The sequence below is a fragment of the Yersinia sp. 2542 StPb PI genome (genome assembly GCF_048593855.1).
GTDB classification, from domain to species: Bacteria; Pseudomonadota; Gammaproteobacteria; order Enterobacterales; family Enterobacteriaceae; genus Yersinia; species Yersinia enterocolitica_E.
The window spans coordinates 1-23,358 of the sequence record NZ_JAZGQA010000062.1; the positions used below are offsets into that span (position 1 = coordinate 1).

Consider the following 23,358-nt stretch of genomic DNA (forward strand, 5'->3'; position numbering starts at 1 on the left):
TGTTAGGGTAATTTATGACAACAAATAAAGCTACGCAGAATATATATACTGGATATATTTTAAATAATCTTTTAACTGAGAAAGAGAATATACTGTTATCATTTTTAGTTGAGTAAACAATAACAAAACCACTAATCATAAAGAACAGATCCACACCAAAGTATCCACTAGAAAATAGCATATCCCCTAGGTTTTTTTGTGCATATGTATCGTTGATCAAAAATTTTAAGTGAACGAAAACTACAAAAAGAGATGCAATCCCTCTCAACTGATGGACTGATTTTATCATGCTAATTATCCAGCATAGTTATTATTTCGAGTTGTGAATAAACTCAGGGGGCTAAAGCGCTCCACTACCTGAGAAGAAAGCATTCTAGGTGTTTATAATTACCTGTCAATAATGAATTGGGAAATAAAAAGTTTAGGGTTAGAGTGGTATAGGGAGACGGAACAGTGTAAGTCATGTTCGCGATACATTACATCATGTTTGTTAGGTGAGTATCAGATTGACACGGTCGATGTTTTTCCCAGAACTGGACAGATAGAATGGTAATTCTTTGATATTTAGCAGAATGGTCAAATAAGCAGTAGTGATACAATCTGCACAGTCTGAAGGGCGAATTTAAAGGTGTTGCTGATTCAGAAATTAGCTGGTGACAAGGTGATATGGAGGGGGATGCCGAAAAATGAAGTAACTGAACCTGAGGCTTGAAATAAATACTGGCTGGTCATTGATACGGATTGACGCATCAAAAACGCCTGATATTGAATGGCCGCCTCAGCCGGAATAAATCTTCTTAGTAGATCCAATCTCTTAGCGAAAATCATAAAAACCTTACTTCACAAGAAAAATCCCATTGATTAAACTGTATGTATATACAGTTATTTGTGGATTTGAATGATGATTTTTTACCCACTTTCTCCGCTTCGCAAAATTATTCTTATCCCGTTGTTTAACGAGACAATCCACGCTGGTTTTCCAAGCCCTGCAGCCGATTATATCGAGCGACCACTTGATCTGAATGAGCTTTGTATCGCCCACCCGGCAGCAACTTATTTTGTCCGTGTTTCGGGTAACTCAATGACTGGTGCCGGGATCTATGACGGCTCCCTGTTGGTTGTCGATCGCAGCATTACGGCAAAACATGGCGATATTATTATCGCGGCAATCGAAGGGGAGTTCACCGTAAAAAAGCTGTGCTTACATCCTGTTGTGCAACTTGAGGCAATGAATCCAGACTATGCCCCTATCGTTTTGAATGATGGAGGAGACGATTTAGAAACGTTTGGTGTGGTGAGATATGTCATTAACGAGGCGGCCAATGTTTGTCCTCGCTGACGTTAATTCTTTTATGCATCCTGTGAGTCTGTATTTCGGCCTGACTTGCAGGGGAAGCCGATAGTAGTTCTTTCAAACAATGATGGCTGTGTCATAGCCCGTAGTCGTGAAGCCAAATTGCTTGACATTAAAATGGGCGAGCCCTATTTCAAGATGCGCGAACTGATCCAAAAATATGGTGTGGTTACCTTCAGCAGTAACTACGAGCTTTATGCTGACATGTCTAATCGGGTTATGACTGTGCTGGAATCTATGTCGCCAGCCACGGAAATATACTCAATTGATGAGGCATTTCTGAATGTATCTGGGGTAAATCATTGCATGAGTCTGGATCAGTTTGGCCGTGACGTTCGGCAGCGGGTATTGCAGTGGACCGGCCTCACTGTAGGTGTAGGGATAGCCCAAACGAAAACCCTGGCTAAGCTGGCAAATCATGCAGCCAAACAGTGGAGTAAGACGGGGGGCGTGCGATCCTGTTAGACAACGTAAACTACTCGCAATCACCCCCGTACAGGATATCTGGGGTATTGGTCGCCGCATTGGTAAAAAGCTGAATCTACTCGGCATCAACACAGCATTACAGCTGGCTGATACTCATTCACAGTTTGTGCGTAAAAACTTCAATGTGGTATTAGAGCGAACGGTCAGAGAACTGAATGGTGAGCAATGCCTGGAGTTGGAAGAGTTCGCTCCGACTAAGCAGCAGATTGTATGTAGCCGATCCTTTGGCGAGCGGATCACTAATTATCAGGATATGCGCGAAGCTATCTGCGGGTATGCCGTGCGCGCGGCTGAAAAACTACGCGGCGAGCATCAATATTGCAGGCATATATCAGCCTTTATCAAAACCAGCCCTTTTGCACTCAATGAGCCTTACTACGGCAACATTGTGAGCACTAAGCTTCATATCCCCACTCAGGACTCACGGGATATTATCGCTGCTGCTTTAGGGTGTCTTGATGCGATATGGAAGGATGGCTATCGTTATCAAAAAGGCGGGGTGATGCTGGGTGATTTTTACAGTCAGGGTGTGGCTCAATTGGGGCTGTTCGATGATAACCAGCCTAAGGCTAACAGTGCCGCGTTGATGGCTGTTCAGGACGATATCAATAAATCAGGCAAGGGAAAGGTGTGGTTTGCCGGACAAGGCATACAAAAGGCATGGCAGATGAAACGTGATATGTTATCGCCTGCATACACTACCCGGTGGTCTGAATTACCCGTTGCGTGATGATGATAACTAAAAGTATCGCCGGGGTTTCACTATTGTTTTACCATCACCAAATCCCACAAATAAATAACCAACCCTAACGGATTGGTTTTCTTTGGGATATTTGGTCGGCATGAAAGGATTTGAACCTTCGACCCCCGACACTCCATGACGGGTTAAATATACGGTTGTAATTATCTGGATTGCAATCAGATTCAAGTGATTGAGGGTGAAGCCTCTTCTGCAAAACTAATTTTTATTTGTTTCTATTCAATAGGTTATAACGCGATTGATTTAGTTGATTTTAGGTGTCAAGAAGCTAGTAATTATTTTAAATATCAATACATTGAGCTGCAACTCAGCAGCTACTGAAACAGTATATTGAAAAGCACTCTCCACTGGATGCCAGTCAGTATCAGCCGAAAGGTGAGATTGTTTATAAGTAAGGCGTGAAGCTGGAAGCCTCTATTTGGCAGTGGAGGCTTCTGGTGAATTGCACGAGATATATGCAGCGCGGTGCGGGTTTGTAATGCAATAAATAAATTAATCGCGCTTGGCAATATCGGCAAAGCTGCCTTGTAGCAACTGGCATAAATCTGTTGCAGCCAATTCAATATCTAAACCCCGCTTTCCGCCGGAAACGAATATTGTGGCATACGCCTGTGCCAAGCTATCGATAACAGTCGGTAAGCGCTTTTTCTGCCCTAATGGACTGATACCACCGACTAAATAACCGGTGGTGCGCTGCGCCAATTGTGGGTCAGCCATCTCCGCCTTTTTGGCACCCAAAGCACGCGCAACTTTTTTCAGATCAAGCTGGGTGGCGACAGGGGTAACGGCAACCGCCAGGTTTTTGGCATCCCCATTCAAGGCGACCAGCAAGGTTTTATAAACCTGATCGGCATTAAGCCCCAACTTTTTAACAGCTTCATCGCCAAAGTTGGTTTCTGCTGCGTCATGGTGATAAGGATGTAATGTGAACGGAACTTTTTGTTTTTCCAGCAAAACGACTGCAGGTGTCATAATAAACGTCCAATTAAAAATGAAAATTTATTCCAAGGGATTATCCTACACCCAATCATTGCGGTAGAGTTAAAAATTAACCTAATAAAATCAATGCTATCATGATTGATTGCCGGAGTTATGATGAATGTAAGTTGCTAATCTAATCGTCAGGTTGCTACCCTGTACCTGCAGCTCATATTATCCGCAAGGAGTGTGGGCGCTTAATAACTAAAATAATGAAAATTCCTCTTTGACTGGCCGATAGCGATATCGGCCATTTTTTTACTTTTATTGGTGATTACTGCTCGCCGAGTTGCAACAAATCAGGAAGATTACCCTCGCCATACAGATGCAGTGCACCGACCGCGACCACATAACGCCCGGCTGGCAGATGTTCTAGTTGCTGCTGCCAGCGTTTATTCCGTTGAATCATCAGCACATCGTATAGATTTTGGCTAAAAGTTGGTGCCAGTGTGGTTAGGTTATTGGTTGGGGGATGTTCCAGCCACCAGCCAATCATGGTTTGCAGCAGGCGTGCGTTGGTGTGCCAATGGGTCAGAGTATCAAGCAGTAAAGACATGCCGTTATCAGGTAATGTCTCCAGTAAATCGAGTTGCATTTGTGTTCCTTCCAACTCTATAACACTTTTTTCTTGTGCTGCTGCCGCTTTCAATAATTGAAAATCGATGCCGTATTCCCCACGCAATCCCAGACGTTGAGCCTGGCGAGCCTGAAGCATTAAGGCGACCTGCCATGCCGGTAGAAAGGCCATCGAGTGCGGATCAGTGCTCAGCTCTTCGCAGCGCTGTAACAGTTGCTGATATTGCTCCTCAGATAATCTATCGATTAATGCTTCGCTGAGGGTATCGGTACCAAAAGGTGAGGAGGTGTCGGTGATATCAGCTTCGACAATAAGTGCATCAGCCTGATTCAATTTATTCAGTAATTCGTGGGGGAGGGGGAACATGTTCTCGGTTCCCATATGAATACTGCCGACCATATGGAAGTGGCGTTCACCGGGTAAGGTGATATCCAACGCCGGATAGGGGTAGGTCGCCGGTGTCAGGATACCGAGAAATCGTGCGATGTGGCGTAATAATTGGCCCATATCCATGTGGTTCCCTTTTTAGCATTTCTTAACATGCTAAACGCTAAATGGCGCACATGAAAGTGTTGTGCGCCATTAGGTTATACCCTTTGTATTTGCAGCCGCAGGGGGTTAGCTGCTCTTGTTACTCGGCCCATCCCTGAGCCTACCTGCAACGCCAATGACTTTGGGGATATCAGGAGCGCTTACTGCTTAGGTTTAAAACGCAGCAAACGGTTAGCGTTGCTGACTACGGTAATGGATGACAGCGCCATGGCCGCCCCTGCCACCACCGGGCTAAGTAATGTTCCGGTGAACGGGAACAGAATTCCCGCCGCAATCGGAATACCCAGTGCGTTGTAGAAAAACGCACCCAATAGGTTTTGCTTCATATTGCGCAATGTTGCCTTGGCAAGCTCCACGGCATCCGCAACCCCATGCAGACTGTGGCGCATTAGCGTGATAGCCGCAGTTTCAATCGCGATATCACTACCACCCCCCATGGCAATCCCAACATCCGCTTGTGCCAGTGCAGGGGCATCATTGATACCATCACCAATCATCGCCACTTTATGTCCAGCGGCTTGCAGTTGCTTGATAGCCTCAGCTTTACCCTCCGGCAATACACCCGCGATCACCTGATCAATACCGGCTTCTTTGGCAATGGCATTGGCGGTAATTGGGTTATCACCGGTTAACATCACCAGACTGTATCCCAGTTGATGCAATCGTTGCAGAGCGCTGACACTGTCGCTGCGCAGTGGATCGCGGATCGACAGCAGTGCCGCGGGTTTACCCATCGCGCTGAGGATAACCGGGGTGGCACCACTTTCAGCTTGCTGCTGCATGAGTGATTGCAACTCACGGGTATCAATGCTCTGTTCCTCCAGCAGGCGGTTGTTCCCTAGCAACAAAGGAATGCCGTCAACTTCACCACTGACACCCAAGCCACGTAAGGTGCGGAACTGACTGACGGTAGCCAGCGTCAGCCCTTCGGCACGTTGCAAAATAGCGCGAGCCAATGGGTGATTAGAGCCGGTTTCTAGTGCTGCGGCCCATCCCAGCGCTTGTTGTTCGCTGACACCGTTAAAGGTATGAATTGCCACTACTTGTGGGTGACCTTCCGTTAGCGTGCCGGTTTTGTCGAACACCAACGTATCGAGATTACTGGCTTGCTGCAATGCATCGGCATCACGTACCAAAACACCAAACTCGGCCGCCCGCCCGACGCCAGAGATGATAGACATCGGCGTCGCCAGTCCAAGCGCGCAGGGACAAGCGATAATGAGCACTGTGGTAGCAACCACCAGGGTGTACACCAACTGAGGCTGTGGACCGAGGAAATACCAAATCAGCCCGGCGATAACAGCAATTGCCACCACGGTTGGCACAAATACCGCTGAGATTCGATCCGCCAATTTGCCGATTTCTGGTTTACTGCTTTGCGCCTGACGAACCAGTTTGATGATGCGAGCCAGTGTGGTTTGGCTACCAATGGCATTGGCGCGGAACAGTACCGATCCATCCTGTACTTGGGTACCTGCATGTACCACATCACCTGCTGATTTTTGTTGTGGGATAGGTTCGCCGGTCAGCATGGCTTCGTCCATCCACACTTCGCCCTGCACAATTTTACCATCAACCGGTACTCGGTCACCGGTAGTCAGACGCAAGGTCATGCCCAATTGGACCTCAGCCAGAGGGATCACTTGCTCACCGTCGTCAGATACCCGCCGTGCTGTCGGTGGTGCCAGGTCCAGCAGTCGCTCCAACGCATTAGATGAACGCTGTCTGGCGCGTTGTTCCATCGCATGACCAAGGTTAATCAAACCGATTATCATGGCGCTGGCTTCATAATAGAGGTGGCGCGCCTCCATCGGGAAAACATCCGGCCAGATATTCACCGTAATGGAATAGAGCCACGCCGCTCCGGTACCTAGTGCCACTAAGGTATCCATGGTGGCACTGCCATTTTTCAGGCTGACCCAGGCGTTGCGATAGAAATGGCCACCCGCAAATATCATCACCAGCAGAGTAATCACCCCGACAATAAGCCACGGCGTCTGGGTTTCTGGCGTTAGCGTCATACTGCCGCCAAATAGCCCCCATCCCATCAGGGGGATACCCAACAGCAGGCCCAGTGCTGCTTGCCATTGGAAGCGCTTCATACTGGCTTGCGACATCAGTTGCTGACGTTCGCGGCGCTCGCCTTCGTCTTCAATAATCTCCGCACCATAACCGGCATTTTTGACGGCTGCGATTAAGGCTTCATTGCTTGGGTTACCGGTTACTAACGCGCTACGCTCCGCCAAATTGACGCGCGCAACCTCAACCCCATCAACACCTTCCAGAGCATGTTGTACTTTGGATACGCAACTGGCACAGCTCATCCCGGTTAGCAATAACTGGACGCTATCGATATCTACCGCTGTGGTTGGGTTAGCATTAATATCACTTGTTACTGCCGGAATGGTTGAAGAGGCCGCTGCCTGATATTCCGGCTGAGATGGGGCTGAGTCAGTCAGCGGCTCAGTTTTTGGGGATGGGGCACCTGGCAGTGCGGCGTGATAACCCGCCTGTTCCACTGCGCTAATTAGCTCCAGCGGATCAGCTTTACCATACACTTTAGCGCTATCCACACTCACCACGGCTGCAATTACACCGGGAACGGCTTCCAGAGCTTGGCGTGTGGCTTCAGTACAATGGCCGCAGCTTAAGCCTGAGAGCTGTAATTGTGTATCGGGTGTTTGGGCTGCTTCTGCCTGATAACCGGCTTGTTTGACAGTATCAATCAGCGTGTTGATATCGGCTTCACCGGTCACTTTGGCATAGTTAACGTCGACTTCAGCATGATGAATATCTTCACGACTTTCTAAGGCGGTTTTCACTCGCTTGGCACAATTCATACAGGAAAGGCCATGCAAGGCCAGCACTGTGGTTTGCAACATAATTAACTCCTTATCGAGTAACCACTTATCCGTTCATTTCGTCGGGATAAGTTTAGTCGGTAATCTCAGTCACATCGCTTATCGTCGCTGATAATGGATTTATCCATAACCTTAAGCTGTACAGGTTTTATTCCGCTTGACTGACATCGTTATTTTCACTAATTATGGAGGTTAAACCTTCCAGCAAGGGGAAGGTCAAGGGGGAAATATGAACATAAGCGATGTGGCAAAAAAAACCGGTTTAACCAGCAAAGCCATACGTTTCTACGAAGAAAAAAAACTGCTGACACCGCCTATCCGTACTGATAACGGCTATCGCAGCTACAGTGCCAAACACATTGAAGAGTTAACACTGCTACGTCAGGCACGGCAGGTTGGCTTTACACTGGATGAATGTCGCGAGTTACTGGCATTATTTCATAACCCGGCCCGCCACAGCGCGGATGTGAAAGCGGCGACGCTGCTAAAGGTTGCGGAAATCGAGCAACATATTGATGATCTTAACCAGATGCGCTTGCGCTTGTTAGCGTTGGCAGATGAGTGCCCAGGGGATGATGGCGCTGATTGCCCGATTATCAATAATTTGTCGGGATGTTGTCATTCGGCAGCTAAGCAGGCTGGCGATGATAAGGATAAAGTTGTTAACAAACAGACGGTTGTGGGGGATGAGGCGGTTGTTGGTTAACTGACAGGCCACTCAACTGACGGCCTGCCGGTCAATATGCTACTGACGATAATATAGGTATTACTGAGGGATGGCGCGGACATGCAAGGTATTGCCTTCCACGAATATCACTTCAACTTCGGTACCAACACCCAGTTCGGTTGCGCAATAAATACGCCAGCTACTGTCACCAACCCGCATGCGACCAAAACCATCAATGGTTGGTTCGGTCAATGTGGCCCGCGTACCCAACAGCTGATGGGTACGTTGATTCAGCATGGCAGGTTGTGGTTTGATGCGTTTACTCAGCCAATACCACCACAGGAATGCAGCAACCACCGTCAGGACGGAAAATAGCACGCCTTGCATCTCCCAGCTAAAGGGAAATAGCCAGACTAACGCGCCCACGACTACGGCGGCAACGCCGCTCCACAGCATATAACCACTGGCACCTAGCATCTCAGCGGCCAGAAGCAGCCCGCCGAGGGATAGCCAAAACCAACTTGGATTCGCGGCAATTTCCTCCAGCATGGTTATTTACCTCGGCTGTTTTTACTCTCGCCAATCAGTTCTGCAATCCCACCGATAGCACCCATCAGGCTGCTGGCTTCTAGCGGCATCATAATGACTTTGCTGTTATTGGCGGAGCCGATGTGTTGCAGTGCGTCGGTATATTTCTGTGCCACAAAGTAGTTAATGGCTTGAATGTCACCGGCAGCAATAGCCTCAGAAACCATTCTGGTGGCTTGGGCTTCAGCTTCAGCACCACGCTCACGGGCTTCTGCTTGCAAGAATGCGGATTGACGTTCACCTTCAGCTTTCAGAATCTGTGATTGCTTCTCACCTTCAGCACGCAAAATTGCGGCCTGACGAACCCCTTCGGCTTCCAGAATATCAGCACGTTTAGTACGTTCCGCTTTCATCTGAGCATTCATCGCAGAAATCAATTCAGCCGGTGGGCGCACATCACGGACTTCAATACGCGTCACTTTAATGCCCCACGGGTTGGTGGCTTCATCCACAATATGCAACAGGCGGCCGTTGATGTTGTCACGTTGCGACAACATTTCATCCAGCTCCATAGAACCTAAAACCGTACGGAAGTTGGTCATGGTCAAATTGATGATGGCCGATTCCAAATTGCTGACTTCATAAGCTGCTTTTACTGGGTCAATAACCTGGATAAAGCAGACGGCATCAATTGCTACGTTGGCGTTATCGCGGGAAATGATCTCTTGGGATGGGATATCCAAGACTTGTTCCATCATATTGATTTTGCGACCAACACGATCCATAAATGGCACAACGATGTTCAAGCCTGGCATCAGGGTTTTGGTATAACGACCAAAACGCTCGACAGTCCACTGAAAACCTTGTGGAACAATTTTGATTGAGGAAAACACCACAATCAGGGCTACAACGATAAGAACCGGGATGACCGTAAACATATTTAACTTCCTGTCAGCAATGATATTTGTTTCTTAATATTACGTGACTGGTGGTTAAATGCCTAACTAAAGGCAGGTAAAAGCGTGTAAATGAGAAAAAACTTGGCTGGGGCAGAATAAAACCGCGCGGGATGCCCCCGCGCAGTAGCAAATAAGAGGATCGCCAAAAAGGTTATGGCGATTAACTTTCGCTGTCAGTACAGTAATGAGTAAAGTTGACGACGATATTTGGCGGCCAGTGCATCGCCGGTGCCTAGCGCAGCTAAAATATCCATTAATGTCTTACGTGCAGTACCGTTCGCGGCAGCCAGATCTTTCTTCAGATGGCTCAGCAACAGCTCTAAAGCCTCTTCATTGCGGCCAACCTGATGCAGTTGTAGCGCCAATTGCACCGCGAGTTCGACGTTATCCGGCTGTTCAGTCAGTTGCTGTTGTAACTGTTGGATCTCTGGCGTGTCGGCAGCTTGTTTGAGCAACTCAATCTGAGCAATCAGCCCTTGATAACGGGTATCACGGTCTTGCAGTGGAATGGTTGCCAACACCGTTTCAGCATCTTCACTGCGGTTCAACTGAATTTGCACTTCAGCCAGTTGCAGGCCAATTTCACTGTTTTGCCCACTCAGCGCCCAGGCATCTTTCAGCAGTGGCAGTGCTTCTTGCACGTTGCCTTCGCTTAACAATTGTGCAGCTTCGGCAACTTTCAATTCTTCAGGTTTCGGCAATACCCGTTGTAATAGCTCGCGGATAACCTCTTCCGGCTGTGGTCCTTGGAAGCCATCAACCGGTTGACCGTCTTTAAACAGATAAACCGCCGGAATTGAGCGTAAACCAAACTGTGACGCCACCATCTGCTCTGCATCGCAGTCGACACGAGCCAGAATGAATTGACCGGCATATTCTGCGGCCAGTTTATCCAGCACTGGGGTCAGTTGCAGACAATGCTGGCTGCGTTCGGACCAAAAGTAGAACAGTACCGGCACAGCCATGGATTGTTCTAAGGCCTGGTGTAGGTTTGCTTCAGTAATATCAATCGTAGTAGGTGCTAGCATGAATTATTTCTCTCATCCGTTTTAACACTAGATGGGGGCAGATTATGTTGCTTCAACCCCAACTATTTTTGGATAGTCAGTTAGGCATTACCGCGCAGGACTTTATCTAACATTCGCCCCGGTAGGATGCGGCGCAATAGGGTCAATGCATGGGCCACTAATGTGACAGGATAGCGCAATTGTGGGCGCGGGCTTTCCAGTGCATGGCGTAATTTCGGTAATATAGCCTGCGGGGGCAGGGTAAATCGCTTTGCGATACCGGGATTATTGACCGGTTTATCGGCCTCGGCCTGATTGACGTTTTGTGTAAAATGGGTACTGATCGGGCCGGGTTCAATCAGACAAACATGTACACCACTGTCGTGCAGTTCCATACGTAGTGCATCAGACCAGGCTTCCAGCGCATATTTGCTGGCCGCATAAGCGCCGCGACCTGCGGTAGAAACCAACCCCATCACCGAACTGGTTTGAATTATACGCCCTTCGCCGTGAGGCAACATTGCTGGCAACAGCAATTGCGTGAGCTGGTGGGTGCCGAATAGATTGGTGGAAAACTGCTTTTCCAACTGCTGGCGTGAAATGGTGTGCAATGGGCCATACAGGCCGAAACCACCATTGTTAAACAGGCCGTATAAGCGCCCGCCAGTCAGTTCGATAACCTGCGCAGCAGCACGTTCCACACTGGCACTGTCATCCAAATCCAGTTCAATACCTTCCAGACCCAATTGCGTCATCTTTGCCACATCATCAGGTTTACGGCAGGCGGCCAGTACGCGATAGCCCCTGTTTTTCAAATCCTGTGCTGCAACCAGCCCGATACCGCTGGAACAACCGGTAATTAATACAGTTTTTTGCATAACTTTACCTGGTGAGTGATTCTATTTGTTTGAACAAGTGCTATTACTGCTTATTGGTCACTAATGGTTTAAGTTGTTGCGCCATCCAATCGGCGATGAAGGGTTGGGCCGCGGCGTTAGGGTGTAAGCCATCATCCTGCATCCACTGCGGTTTCACAGCAACAGCTTCCATAAAAAAAGGAACCAATGGAATGTTAAATTGCTGTGCCAGTTGTGGATACATCGCGGTGAAAGCAGCAGTATAACGGCGACCATAGTTAGGCGGAATACGGATTTGCATCAATAAAGGTTGGGCTTTTGCTTCCAATATCTGATTGATAATTTGTGTCAGATCCCGTTGAGTATCTTGCGTTGGAAAACCACGCAGGCCGTCATTTGCTCCCAGTTCTATCAGCACCCAGCGCGGTTGGTGTTGTTTGAGTAGGGCCGGTAGGCGGGCCAAACCTTGAGCGGCGGTGTCACCACTGATACTGGCGTTGACTACCTTCGGCAGTGACGGTGTTCCCTGCCATGTTTTATCCAGCCGTGAAGGCCATGCTTGGGCAATCGGCAGGCGGTAACCGGCGCTTAAGCTATCGCCAAGAATTAACAATGTATCGGTTGCGGCGGCACGCAAACTGAATAATCCCAACAGTAAAAGGAAGGGAAGATGCCAGCGGAAAACGTTCTTGAAGTTCATCATCTTAATAAATACGTCGGCCAGGGTGAGCAACAGCTCTCCATCCTTACCGGAGTTGAGCTGGTTGTCAAACCCGCCCAGACAATTGCGCTGATTGGTGAGTCGGGTTCAGGCAAGTCAACTTTGCTGGGGATTCTGGCAGGCCTGGATGATGGCAGCAGTGGTGAGGTGAGTTTACTCGGCCAGTCTTTGACCGCGATGGATGAAGAAGGGCGCGCGCAATTACGTGCAAAAAACGTCGGCTTCGTGTTTCAGTCATTTATGTTGGTACCCACACTCAATACGTTGGAGAACGTTCAGCTTCCTGCATTGTTGCGTGGAGAGAGCGAACGCAATAGTAAGGCCCATGCGGTGGAGTTATTAGAGCAACTCGGATTGGGCAAACGGCTACATCATCTGCCCGCTCAGCTTTCTGGCGGTGAGCAGCAGCGGGTAGCACTGGCCCGAGCCTTCAGTGGGCGGCCTAAAGTGTTATTTGCCGATGAACCGACCGGTAATCTTGACCGCCATACCGGTGACAGAATTGCTGATTTGTTGTTTTCATTGAATCGGGATTATGACACCACACTGATTCTGGTTACCCATGATGTACAACTGGCGGGGCGTTGTCAGCGCCGCTTGCGGCTGCGGGACGGCAAATTGTGGGAGGAAGCATGATTTGGCGCTGGTTTTGGCGTGAGTGGCGCTCACCCTCACTGTTAATTGTCTGGCTGGCATTAACACTGGCGGTGGCTTGTGTGCTGGCGCTGGGTACCATCAGTGACCGGATGGAAAAAGGGCTAAGTCAGCAAAGCCGCGATTTTTTGGCCGGCGATCGGGTGCTGAGTGCGGCGCATCCGGTTCCTGAAGCGTGGTTGCTGGAAGCTAAACGGCAAGGGTTGACCGTCAGTCGCCAGTTATCGTTTATGACCATGACCTTCGCGGGCGATCGCCCACAACTGGCTGATGTGAAAGCCACAGATTTAGCCTATCCGCTGTATGGCAAATTAGATACGTTGCCTGCTGGCGCGGTACTTGAACCGGGTACGGTGTTGGTGGCTCCAAGGCTGTTGTCGCTGCTTGGGGTTAAGGTCGGCGATATGCTGGATGTCGGTGATACTTCACTGAAAATTGTCGGTGAAGTTATTCAGGAGCCTGATTCTGGCTTTAATCCATTCCAAACCGCGCCGCGTATTTTGATCAATCTGGCTGACGTGGAAAAGACCGGTGCGATTCAGCCGGGTAGCCGTCTGACCTATCGTTATATGTTCGCCGGCCAGCCTGATGGCGTCACCCAATTTAGTGACTGGCTTACGCCACAATTGAAACCAGAGCAGCGGTTGTATGGTTTACAAGAATCAGGTGGCGCGTTGGGGAAATCGCTGCAACGGGCGCAGCAGTTCTTGCTGTTATCGGCGCTATTGACGTTACTACTTTCGATTGCTGCCGTTGCGGTGGCGATGGGCCACTATTGCCGTAGCCGCTATGATTTAGTTGCGGTACTGAAAACATTAGGTGCAGGACACCGTGCACTGCGGCGGTTGATTATCGGTCAGTGGCTGTCGGTGCTGGTGTTGGCTGGCCTGTGTGGCAGCGTGATTGGTCTCTTATTCGAGAAGGTTTTAGTTCGTTTATTGTCACCGGTATTACCGGCCGCATTGCCAGCAGCCGGTTTATGGCCATGGGTATGGTCAATGGGGTCGCTGGTATTGATTTCGCTGCTAGTGGGTGTGCGCCCCTATCGGCAACTGCTCGCGACCCAGCCGCTACGGGTTTTGCGTCGTGATGTTTCCGCGAATGTTTGGCCGCTGCGTTACTTTATTCCTGCAATGCTGGTTATCGTGATTGGCTTATTGGCATTGCTGATGGGGGGAAACGCGTTATTGTGGGCCATTCTGGCTGGCATGGTGGTATTGGCGTTATTACTGGGCGTGATTGGCTGGGGCAGTCTGGTACTGTTGCGCCGCCTGACTGTTACCCGTTTATCATTGCGGCTGGCAATCAACCGTTTGCTACGTCAACCGTGGATGACGTTAACGCAACTGGCGGCATTCTCTTTATCCTTTATGCTGTTAGCATTGTTATTGGTACTGCGTGGGGACCTATTGGATCGTTGGCAGCAACAATTGCCGCCGGACAGCCCGAATTACTTCTTGCTGAATATGACACCGCAACAGGTGCCACAGGTAACTGAGTTTCTGACGCAACATCAGATAACGCCATCAACGTTCTATCCTATCGTGCGGGTACGGCTGTCTGAAATTAACCAGCAACTGGCCACCGAGCGGGTGCGTGAAGATGAACCCGGTGGTGAGGCGGTTAACCGTGAATTGAATCTGACCTGGCAGCAAGATTTACCGGCGCACAATATTTTGACCGCCGGTCAATGGCCACCTAAAGCCGATGAAGTGTCGATGGAACAAGGAATTGCTGACAGGCTGGGGATTAAAATCGGCGATAAACTGACATTTAGCGGCGATACGCAGTCATTCGAAGCCAAAGTTAGCAGTATTCGTCAGGTGGATTGGGAAAGCCTGCGGCCAAACTTCTACTTTATCTTCCCGCCAGGTGCATTGGATAAACAGCCACAAACCTGGCTGACCAGTTTCCGTTATCAAGGAGACGGGGAGGTGCTGACACAACTGAATCGGCAGTTCCCAACACTCAGTTTGCTGGATATTGGCGCGATGCTTATACAGGTCGGGCAGGTGTTGCAGCAGGTGAGCCGTGCACTGGAAGTGATGGTAATACTGGTTATCATCTGTGGCACTTTGTTGCTGTTGGCGCAGGTTCAAGTAGGGATGCGTCAGCGACGTCAGGAGCTGGTGGTTTACCGGACACTAGGCGCAAGTAAACGCTTACTGCGAGGTACCTTGTGGTGGGAGTTTGCCTTACTGGGATTGGTTGCCGGGCTGGCGGCTGCCATCGGAGCAGAGGCGGCACTGTGGGCATTGCAGCGCTTAGTGTTTGATTTCCCATGGCAGCCTAATTGGGTGATGTGGTGGCTGTTGCCGTTGGCTGGCGCGCTATTGTTGTCACTGTGTGGCGGTTGGTTAGGTGCGCGTTTGTTACAGGGAAGGGCGCTGTTCCGCAATTATGACAGTTAGCCTATTTGGGTAACCTGGCGTTGCAGTGTGGCTGCAACGCCAACAATTTGTGGGGCAGGCCAGATGAGTTACAGCTTATCCTGCGCCCAGATCAGCGCGTTCTGGTATTCCGCTGGTAACAACGGCGCGAGTGCGGCCAGTGCAGCACGTAATTGTGCGCCATCGGGGTGGTTCAAATTCAGATGACCTACTTTACGGCCTGCGCGCACTTCTTTTTCATACCAGTGCAGATGCACCAACGGCAGAGATAGCCATTCGATGTTCACTGGCGTGCCAATCAGGTTGACCATCGCTGATGGGGTGTTGACCACCGGCGTCGGTAAGGGCAGGTCCAAAATGGCACGCAGATGTAGCTCAAACTGGCTTATTGACGCACCATTTTGCGTCCAGTGACCGCTATTATGTACCCGTGGTGCCAGCTCATTGATCAACAGATTGTCGCCAACGATAAAGCACTCCATGGCCATTACGCCAACATAATTCAGCTTATCCATAATGGCTGACAGCATTTTTTCAGCTTGTTGCTGTAATCTGCTATCGGGCTGTGGCAAAGCCACACTCATACGCAGGATGCCATCTTCATGCAGATTGTGGGTTAACGGGTAAAACACCGATTTTCCCTGGCTGCTGCGTGCGCCGACCAGCGAAACTTCACCGCTGAAGTTAATCCCTTGCTCAACGATGCATTCACCGTAAGCATCAGTCGGTAAGGTATCCTGATCACCTGCCCGCAACCGCCACTGACCACGTCCGTCATAGCCTCCGACCCGACGTTTGACAATGGCCAGCTCACCTAATGTTGCAAAGACCTGCGGCCATTCGCTACTACTTGCTAATAGCTGCCACGGTGCGGTTGGCAGATTCAGGCTATCGAGCAATTGCTTTTGTGTTAGGCGATCGGCCAGACGCGGGAAGATATCGCGGTTAACAAAAGCGGTGTGTGTAGCGAGCTCACGGGTTAACGCCGTTTCTGGCCAGCGCTCAATCTCAGCGGTAATCACACTGTGCTGATAAGGCACGGCTTCAGGTTCCGCATCCAAGCCCACCGGATAAACGGCAATACCCAGTGGTTCGCCAGCCTGACGCAGCATGCGCCCTAGCTGGCCATTACCTAATACGCAAACTGGTTTCATGCCTTCACCTGTAAGTCTGGCACCCGAGGATCTGGATTATCCAGCACTTCGTCAGTTTGGCTTTTGCGCCAATCAGCCAGACGAGCGGCTAATTCAGCATCGTGCAATGCCAATATTTGTGCGGCCAGCAAAGCGGCATTGGCGGCACCGGCTTTACCGATAGCCAAGGTCCCCACTGGGATACCGCGCGGCATTTGTACAATCGAATACAGGCTGTCGACGCCACTCAGCGCAGCACTTTGTACCGGAACACCTAAAACAGGTACCAGCGTTTTTGCCGCAATCATACCTGGCAGATGTGCAGCACCACCGGCACCGGCAATTATCACCTGTAAGCCCTTGGTTTGGGCCGACTCGGCAAAACTGAACAGCTTATCGGGGGTGCGGTGTGCGGAGACAACTTCCACATGAAATGGAACATTGAGCGTGGTGAGCACGTCAGCGGCGAACTGCATGGTGGCCCAGTCACTCTTGGACCCCATTACGATAGCGATTTTAACCCCGGCTGCATAAGCCGAATCGAGGTTAGCTCCCATGAGTGTAAAGCTCCTGTGATTGCGCAAGCGTCGGCCAGAATGATTTTACTTAAATCGTGACTGGCGAAGAGGGCGTAGAGCATATCATGAGCCAAAGGCGAGGAAAACGGTTGCGTCGCGGCTTTTAGTGGGATTTATCGGTTTTTTATACCCACTCGCCAGATAAACCTGAAGGTCAAAATGGGAATTTAATCAACTCAACGTTGTCTGCCGTGACTTTGACCATCGACCCCTCAACATGCCAGGCACCAAGAACCACTCGATGGGCGGTTGTGGCGGGGAGTGCTACGGTGTGAACCGCTGGGCGATGCGTATGCCCGTGGATCATCCAACTGACGCCATTACGTTGGAGGCTATCAATCACTGCTTGTGGATTTACATCCATGATAAGTTCAGATTTGCCGCTATTGTTCTGCTGACTTTGGTTACGCATATAAGCCGCAATGCGTAAACGAAAACGCAGAGGTAGCCACAGGAACAGTTTTTGAATCAGTGGATTATGTACTCTACGACGAAAATGCTGATAGTCGGTGTCATCGGTGCACAGTGTATCACCATGTAAAATAACAATTTTACGGTCATACAGTTCGACGACTATCTCTTCCGGCAGCAGGGTCATACCACTTTCTTGAGCAAAGCGTTTACCGAGCAAAAAGTCACGATTACCGTGGATAAAGTAGCAAGGTACACCCCGTTGTTGGAGTGATTTCAGCGCAGCGGCAACTTGCCGGTACAGTGGTTCGGGGTCATCATCGCCAATCCAGGACTCGAACAGATCACCCAGGATATATAACGCATCAGCATGAATGGCTTCACGCTGTATAAAATGCAGGAAACCGGCAGTGATTGCCGGTTCCTGAACGCTAAGATGCAGATCTGCAATAAAAAGCGTGCTCATTAAGCTGTCATTATTCGCTAATAGTGACGCTTTTGATGATCACATCTTCTTTTGGTACATCCTGATGCATACCGCTACGGCCAGTAGCAACGTTTTTGATTTTATCAACAACGTCCAGACCTTCAGTGACTTCAGCAAATACGCAGTAACCCCAACCATCTGGGCGCTCTGAACGGAAGTTCAGGAAGTCGTTGTCGGCAACGTTAATGAAGAACTGTGCAGTGGCAGAGTGCGGATCGTTGGTACGCGCCATTGCCAGGGTGCCACGGGTGTTTTTCAGGCCGTTGTTAGCTTCGTTTTTGATAGTTGCATCCGTGGTTTTCTGGTTCATGCCCGGCTCAAAACCACCGCCTTGAATCATGAAACCGTCGATAACACGGTGGAAGATAGTGTTATCATAGAAGCCCTTACGGCAGTAGTTCAGGAAGTTTTCAACGGTAACCGGCGCTTTATCCGCGAAGGTATTGACGACGATATCGCCGTGATTAGTATGAAACGTGACCATAATAATGTTCCTGCTAGTGTAATAGTGTATTCACAAATGAGTCGTAACTCTTTAGACGGCTCTTATATCATAACTCTGAGATTGAGTCAGCACTCGAAACGCCAGCAAGATGTGTGAAAAAGTGCTGAATCAGTGGCTGATTTACCGCATAATCTGATGATATCCTTTTATCTCCCTCGTCCTTGACGTTGTTTGCGCTCTACCGGCAACGCCAATGAGTTTGGGTATAAACCATGCTTACCGCAAAACAAAAACCACGGAATGTCCCGATGCTAAAGATTTTTAATACACTGAGTCGCCAAAAAGAGGAATTCAAGCCTATTCATGCCGGTAAAATTGGTATGTACGTATGCGGGATCACCATTTATGACCTGTGTCACATTGGGCATGGGCGTACTTTTGTCGCTTTCGACGTCGTGGCGCGTTATTTGCGTTATTTAGGTTACTCTCTGACGTATGTGCGTAACGTTACCGATGTTGACGATAAAATTATCAAGCGCGCATTGGAAAACAATGAAAGCTGTGAGCAACTGACGACACGTATGCTGGCAGAAATGCATAAAGATTTCGATGCACTGAATCTTGAACGCCCTGATTTAGAGCCGCGTGCGACTCACCATATTCCTGAAATTATTGCGCTGACTGAGCGTTTGATTGCCCGTGATCACGCTTATGTCGCGTCAAATGGCGATGTAATGTTTGCTGTGGACAGTGATCCTGATTACGGTTTGCTGTCCCGTCAGGATTTGGATCAATTGCAGGCCGGTGCCCGGGTTGAAGTGGCTGATGTTAAACGTAATCCGATGGATTTTGTCTTGTGGAAAATGTCTAAACCGGGTGAACCAAGTTGGGCATCGCCTTGGGGGCCGGGCCGCCCTGGCTGGCATATCGAGTGCTCGGCGATGAATGGCAAACAGTTGGGCGCACATTTTGATATTCACGGCGGCGGTTCTGATTTGATGTTCCCGCACCACGAAAATGAAATTGCACAATCTACCTGTGCCCATGATGGTCCCTATGTGAACTACTGGATGCACTCCGGTATGGTGATGATTGACAAAGAAAAAATGTCTAAATCACTGAATAACTTTTTCACCATTCGTGATGTGCTGGCCTATTACGATGCTGAAACCGTACGTTACTTCCTGATGTCCGGCCACTATCGCAGTCAGCTTAACTACAGCGAAGAGAACCTCAAACAGGCACGTGCCTCACTAGAACGCCTGTATACCGCTCTACGTGGGACTGATGCGAGTGCGACGCCTGCGGGTGGTGCAGAGTTTGAAGCGCGTTTCCGTGCCGCAATGGATGATGATTTTAATACGCCAGAAGCCTATTCGGTACTGTTTGATATTGCCCGTGAAGTAAACCGCCTGAAAACTGAAGATATTATGGCGGCGAATGGCTTAGCGGCAGAATTGCGTAAACTGGCCCATGTGCTGGGATTATTAGAGCAGGATCCAGAGCTATTTTTACAAAGCGGCGCGCAGACTAATGACGACGAAGTAGCAAAAATAGAAGCGTTGATTAAGCAACGTAACGATGCCCGTAGCAGTAAAGATTGGGCGCTGGCCGATTCGGCCCGTGATCAGTTGAATGAGCTGGGTATTGTGCTGGAAGATGGCCCACAAGGGACGATATGGCGCCGTAAATAGCATGGTATTGGGTGGATAGGTGCAATTTAGCTATCTGCATCTAAAAAAATTGCGGTTCTGGTGCTGACCAGTAACCGCATTTTTTTGCCCTTATCTCGCCATGGCAGTCTTTCGCAATAACCAGCTAGAACTCGCCTTTGCTGAGGTGATTAGGCTTTAACCTGCACTTTCATGCCTTGAAACTCAACAATCTGGTCAGCCAGGATTTTGCAGCGCTTACGCGTTTCTACATTCCCGTCGACTTTCACCTGTCCATCTGCGATGGCGGCTTTCGCTGAGGCACCGCTGTCGTTCCAGCCCTGTAACTTTAATAAGTCACACAGCTCAACGTGCGGGTGTTTTTCCAAATGAAAAATGTCCATTCCTATCCTTACAATCAATTTTCGTTGATGTCGTGATATTCCTCGCAGGCTTGCAAGGTATTTTGTATCAGTGTTGCAACGGTCATCGGCCCGACGCCACCGGGAACCGGTGTAATCCAACCCGCACGCTCAACGGCGACATCAAATTCTACATCGCCGACTACTTTACCACTTTCCAGACGGTTAATGCCTACATCAATCACGATAGCACCAGGTTTAATCCATTCACCGGGAATAAAACCGGGTTTACCCACGGCAACCACCAGCAAGTCAGCATTTTCCACATGTTGGCGCAGATTTTTGGTAAAACGATGCGTGACGGTGGTAGTGCAACCTGCTAGCAGCAGTTCAAGGCTCATCGGGCGGCCTACAATATTGGATGCACCGACCACAACTGCATTGAGGCCGTAAGTCGAGATATTATAACGCTCCAGCAAGGTAACGATGCCGCGTGGGGTACAAGGGCGCAATTTCGGTGCGCGTTGACACAGACGGCCCACGTTATACGGGTGGAAGCCATCTACATCTTTATCTGGGTGGATACGTTCCAGTACTTTGACATTATCAATACCGGCAGGCAGTGGTAGTTGCACCAGAATCCCATCAATTTCACCATCGTCATTCAGTGAATCAATCAATGCCAGCAGCTCTGCCTCAGTGGTGGTCACTGGCAGATCATAAGAACGCGAAACAAAACCGACCTCTTCGCACGCCTTACGCTTACTGGCGACATAAATTTGTGAGGCTGGGTTGACACCAACTAATACTACAGCAAGGCCGGGAGCACGCTTACCGGCAGCCAAACGTTTCTGTACCAACGCAGCAACTTCATTTCTTACCTGCTGCGCAATCGTTTTACCATCAATAATTTTTGCTGACATCAGTGGAGGGATCCATCAATTAAAAAAAGCGGGAATGTGCCTATTTTGTCAGAAGCGGGGCGTGCTGTCAGGCGTATAATAACGATTAATTAACGATTAAATAGCCAGATGATAAACCGTAAGGCGAAAACCCATTGACTCGAAAGAGACTGCCCGTATAATCCAACCCGCAACTGACTACCGGCAGTGTTCTGTGCTGCGGTAAATATCAAATGCGCCCTTAGCTCAGTTGGATAGAGCAACGGCCTTCTAAGCCGTAGGTCACAGGTTCGAATCCTGTAGGGCGTACCATTTCGAAGTAAATAGACGTCAACTGACGTCTTTTTTTATGCCTGAAATTCAGTGGGTTGGCTGATTTCAGCGCGTCGAAACTCTCTCAGTATCTACCTACATCTACCTGCATCAAGTAATATCTGTTGGTATATGTGATGGTACATCCCCGTTCAATGAAATCTTGTACCAACAGCCAGCAACGGAGAGCCCCAAATGGCATTAACCGATGTGAAGGTAAGAAGTGCAAAGCCTACCGACAAGCCTTATAAGCTTACCGATGGCGAAGGTATGCATTTAATGGTTCATCCCAATGGATCTAAATATTGGCGCTTACAGTACCGCTTTGACGGCAAACAAAAGATGCTGGCGTTGGGTATCTATCCAGAGATTTCCTTATCTGAAGCCAGACAACGAAGAGATGAAGCTAAGCGGCAAGTCGCTAACGCTATCGATCCCAGCGAACAGAAAAAGGTTGAAAAACAAGCTCGCAAAGCGACTGTAGAAAATACCTTTAAAGCTATTGCTCTGGAATGGCATGAGTACAAACGGCCAAACTGGTCCAAAGGCTACGCGGAAGACATCATGGAAGCATTTGAAAACGATATCTTCCCGGATATTGGTAAGCGCCCAATAGCAGAGATAAAGCCTCTGGAGATCCTCAGTTCACTTCGTAAACTCGAAAAACGTGGCGTCCTCGACAAGCTGCGCAAAATCCGCCAGGCCTGCAACCAAGTGTTTCGTTACGCCATTGTCACCGGTCGGGCTGAAACTAACCCTGCCTCAGAGCTGGCAAGCGCGTTAACCCCGCCAAAATCTGTGCACTACCCCCATCTGTTAGCTGATGAACTTCCTGCCTTCTTAGAGGCTCTCGCAGCTTATTCCGGTAGCTCAATAACTCGGCTAGCGACAAAGATTCTGATGCTAACTGGCGTTCGTACCATTGAACTCCGCATGGCTGAATGGGAAGAATTCGATTTCGACAAGCGGGTTTGGGAAGTACCGGTACAAAGGATGAAGATGCACCGTCCTCACCTTGTACCACTATCTGATCAAGTTGTGGCAGCACTACGAGAGATCCAGGCAATTACGGGGCGTTATAACCTGGTATTTCCTGGGCGCAACGACATCACCAAACCAATGAGCGAAGCGAGTATCAATCAGGTACTGAAAAGGATTGGGTATCATGGGAAGGCTACAGGACACGGCTTCCGGCACACGATGAGTACCATCCTGCACGAACAAGGCTATAACACGGCGTGGATTGAGTTACAGCTGGCTCATGCGGATAAGAACACCATTCGTGGTACGTACAACCATGCGCAGTATCTGGAGCAGCGTAGGGAGATGTTGCAGTGGTATGGGGATTATATGGATGGGTTGGCGGTTAGGGGAACAGAAATAAATATTCGCAAAAAGGCATAAATGTTTTGCTGTTCCAGTATGAGCATCTACCGCCATAAGCAATGTTTTACTCGGTGCGAACTGGGGCAAAGCTTGCTCATTTGGGTAAGAACGCGATATATGCGGTACTTACAACCATGTGCAGTATATGGAAGGGCGAAGAGAGATGATGCAGTGGTATGCGGATTATATTAACAGTGAATATATATGTTTCGAAAATCGCCACGGTGTGGTATCTGGTTGTATTTAGCTATCTGCTAAGTTATCTTTTCCATTATTTAACTGAAGTGACAAAAATTCACTTCAGTTAAATAGCATGGCTAATTCTGGTTGAATTATTAT

Annotated in this window: 21 protein-coding genes, 1 tRNA gene and 2 pseudogenes; 9 read left to right on the forward strand and 15 right to left on the reverse strand. The window is 49.1% G+C overall.

Annotated features, from left to right (window positions below; all coding sequences use genetic code 11):
* Window positions 1-289: acyltransferase family protein (locus tag V1952_RS09920; protein ID WP_420074687.1), on the reverse strand; the 289-nt coding region annotated here is incomplete at its 3' end.
* A gap of 612 nt (window positions 290-901) precedes the next feature.
* Between V1952_RS09920 and umuD the strand changes: the two genes are divergently transcribed.
* The 3 genes and pseudogenes from umuD to V1952_RS09935 form a co-directional block, all read left to right on the forward strand.
* Window positions 902-1,339 carry a translesion error-prone DNA polymerase V autoproteolytic subunit gene (umuD, locus tag V1952_RS09925; protein ID WP_420074694.1) on the forward strand — a complete coding sequence of 146 codons (438 nt, stop codon included), beginning with the start codon at window positions 902-904 and terminating at the stop codon, window positions 1,337-1,339.
* A pseudogene (gene umuC / locus V1952_RS09930) lies at window positions 1,323-2,570 on the forward strand (translesion error-prone DNA polymerase V subunit UmuC). The gene umuD and the pseudogene umuC overlap by 17 nt, the downstream one beginning before the upstream one ends.
* 341 nt (window positions 2,571-2,911) lie before the next feature.
* A pseudogene (locus V1952_RS09935) lies at window positions 2,912-2,995 on the forward strand (bifunctional metallophosphatase/5'-nucleotidase); the annotation flags it as partial.
* A gap of 97 nt (window positions 2,996-3,092) precedes the next feature.
* On the opposite strand, the gene ybaK reads toward V1952_RS09935, so the two are convergent.
* The 3 genes from ybaK to copA all read right to left on the reverse strand — a co-directional run bounded on the left by ybaK (window position 3,093) and on the right by copA (window position 7,589).
* Window positions 3,093-3,572, reverse strand: a complete 480-nt coding sequence (ybaK, locus tag V1952_RS09940) for a Cys-tRNA(Pro)/Cys-tRNA(Cys) deacylase YbaK (RefSeq protein WP_083159927.1) — start codon at window positions 3,570-3,572, stop codon at window positions 3,093-3,095.
* A gap of 280 nt (window positions 3,573-3,852) precedes the next feature.
* Window positions 3,853-4,662: a TraB/GumN family protein gene (locus V1952_RS09945; RefSeq protein WP_372559844.1), complete on the reverse strand. Its 810-nt coding sequence runs from the start codon at window positions 4,660-4,662 to the stop codon at window positions 3,853-3,855.
* 185 nt (window positions 4,663-4,847) lie between these two features.
* A complete protein-coding gene (copA, locus tag V1952_RS09950) occupies window positions 4,848-7,589 on the reverse strand; it encodes a copper-exporting P-type ATPase CopA (RefSeq protein ID WP_420074688.1) in 2,742 nt (913 codons plus the stop codon).
* Between the two features lie 208 nt (window positions 7,590-7,797).
* Here copA and cueR point away from each other — a divergent pair, with 208 nt between their 5' ends.
* Window positions 7,798-8,274 carry a Cu(I)-responsive transcriptional regulator gene (gene cueR, locus V1952_RS09955; RefSeq protein ID WP_372558230.1) on the forward strand — a complete coding sequence of 159 codons (477 nt, stop codon included), beginning with the start codon at window positions 7,798-7,800 and terminating at the stop codon, window positions 8,272-8,274.
* Between the two features lie 60 nt (window positions 8,275-8,334).
* Here the strand turns inward: cueR and V1952_RS09960 are convergent, their stop codons facing one another.
* The 5 genes from V1952_RS09960 to tesA all read right to left on the reverse strand — a co-directional run bounded on the left by V1952_RS09960 (window position 8,335) and on the right by tesA (window position 12,286).
* The gene (locus V1952_RS09960) at window positions 8,335-8,784 is read right to left on the reverse strand and encodes an NfeD family protein (protein ID WP_083159921.1); all 450 of its coding nucleotides are present in this window, start codon (window positions 8,782-8,784) and stop codon (window positions 8,335-8,337) included.
* Between the two features lie 2 nt (window positions 8,785-8,786).
* Window positions 8,787-9,701 carry an SPFH domain-containing protein gene (locus V1952_RS09965; protein ID WP_004704953.1) on the reverse strand — a complete coding sequence of 305 codons (915 nt, stop codon included), beginning with the start codon at window positions 9,699-9,701 and terminating at the stop codon, window positions 8,787-8,789.
* Between the two features lie 194 nt (window positions 9,702-9,895).
* A complete protein-coding gene (locus V1952_RS09970; RefSeq protein WP_420074689.1) occupies window positions 9,896-10,750 on the reverse strand; it encodes a co-chaperone YbbN in 855 nt (284 codons plus the stop codon).
* An 80-nt stretch (window positions 10,751-10,830) separates the two neighbouring features.
* On the reverse strand, window positions 10,831-11,607 hold the full coding sequence (locus V1952_RS09975; RefSeq protein ID WP_372558231.1) for an SDR family oxidoreductase: 777 nt from the start codon (window positions 11,605-11,607) through the stop codon (window positions 10,831-10,833).
* Window positions 11,608-11,650: 43 nt separating this feature from the next.
* Complete coding sequence (tesA, locus tag V1952_RS09980; protein ID WP_372559845.1) at window positions 11,651-12,286, reverse strand: multifunctional acyl-CoA thioesterase I/protease I/lysophospholipase L1; 636 nt, start codon at window positions 12,284-12,286, stop codon at window positions 11,651-11,653.
* On the opposite strand from tesA, the gene ybbA reads away from it, so the two are divergent.
* Window positions 12,257-12,943, forward strand: a complete 687-nt coding sequence (gene ybbA / locus V1952_RS09985; RefSeq protein ID WP_372558232.1) for a putative ABC transporter ATP-binding protein YbbA — start codon at window positions 12,257-12,259, stop codon at window positions 12,941-12,943. The two genes, tesA and ybbA, sit on opposite strands and share 30 nt — an antisense overlap.
* Window positions 12,940-15,372 carry a putative ABC transporter permease subunit YbbP gene (ybbP, locus tag V1952_RS09990; protein WP_420074690.1) on the forward strand — a complete coding sequence of 811 codons (2,433 nt, stop codon included), beginning with the start codon at window positions 12,940-12,942 and terminating at the stop codon, window positions 15,370-15,372. Before ybbA ends, ybbP begins: the two co-directional genes overlap by 4 nt.
* Before the next feature lie 68 nt (window positions 15,373-15,440).
* On the opposite strand, the gene purK is transcribed toward ybbP, so the two are convergent.
* From purK to ppiB, 4 genes are all read right to left on the reverse strand, one after another.
* Window positions 15,441-16,505, reverse strand: coding sequence for a 5-(carboxyamino)imidazole ribonucleotide synthase (gene purK / locus V1952_RS09995; RefSeq protein WP_420074691.1), 1,065 nt, complete (start codon window positions 16,503-16,505; stop codon window positions 15,441-15,443).
* A complete protein-coding gene (gene purE / locus V1952_RS10000) occupies window positions 16,502-17,041 on the reverse strand; it encodes a 5-(carboxyamino)imidazole ribonucleotide mutase (protein ID WP_420071276.1) in 540 nt (179 codons plus the stop codon). Before purE ends, purK begins: the two co-directional genes overlap by 4 nt.
* A 175-nt stretch (window positions 17,042-17,216) precedes the next feature.
* Window positions 17,217-17,939: a UDP-2,3-diacylglucosamine diphosphatase gene (locus V1952_RS10005; protein ID WP_420074692.1), complete on the reverse strand. Its 723-nt coding sequence runs from the start codon at window positions 17,937-17,939 to the stop codon at window positions 17,217-17,219.
* A gap of 10 nt (window positions 17,940-17,949) precedes the next feature.
* On the reverse strand, window positions 17,950-18,444 hold the full coding sequence (ppiB, locus tag V1952_RS10010) for a peptidylprolyl isomerase B (protein ID WP_005182430.1): 495 nt from the start codon (window positions 18,442-18,444) through the stop codon (window positions 17,950-17,952).
* A 269-nt stretch (window positions 18,445-18,713) separates the two neighbouring features.
* Between ppiB and cysS the strand changes: the two genes are divergently transcribed.
* The gene (gene cysS, locus V1952_RS10015; protein WP_372558237.1) at window positions 18,714-20,099 is read left to right on the forward strand and encodes a cysteine--tRNA ligase; all 1,386 of its coding nucleotides are present in this window, start codon (window positions 18,714-18,716) and stop codon (window positions 20,097-20,099) included.
* A 149-nt stretch (window positions 20,100-20,248) separates the two neighbouring features.
* Here cysS and ybcJ read toward each other — a convergent pair whose 3' ends face one another.
* Window positions 20,249-20,461: a ribosome-associated protein YbcJ gene (gene ybcJ, locus V1952_RS10020; RefSeq protein WP_004390634.1), complete on the reverse strand. Its 213-nt coding sequence runs from the start codon at window positions 20,459-20,461 to the stop codon at window positions 20,249-20,251.
* A 14-nt stretch (window positions 20,462-20,475) separates the two neighbouring features.
* The gene (folD, locus tag V1952_RS10025) at window positions 20,476-21,342 is read right to left on the reverse strand and encodes a bifunctional methylenetetrahydrofolate dehydrogenase/methenyltetrahydrofolate cyclohydrolase FolD (protein ID WP_083159903.1); all 867 of its coding nucleotides are present in this window, start codon (window positions 21,340-21,342) and stop codon (window positions 20,476-20,478) included.
* Between the two features lie 214 nt (window positions 21,343-21,556).
* On the opposite strand from folD, the gene V1952_RS10030 reads away from it, so the two are divergent.
* Window positions 21,557-21,633, forward strand: a tRNA-Arg gene (locus V1952_RS10030).
* A gap of 195 nt (window positions 21,634-21,828) precedes the next feature.
* Window positions 21,829-23,037: a tyrosine-type recombinase/integrase gene (locus V1952_RS10035; RefSeq protein WP_420074693.1), complete on the forward strand. Its 1,209-nt coding sequence runs from the start codon at window positions 21,829-21,831 to the stop codon at window positions 23,035-23,037.
* Window positions 23,038-23,358: the final 321 nt, after the last annotated feature.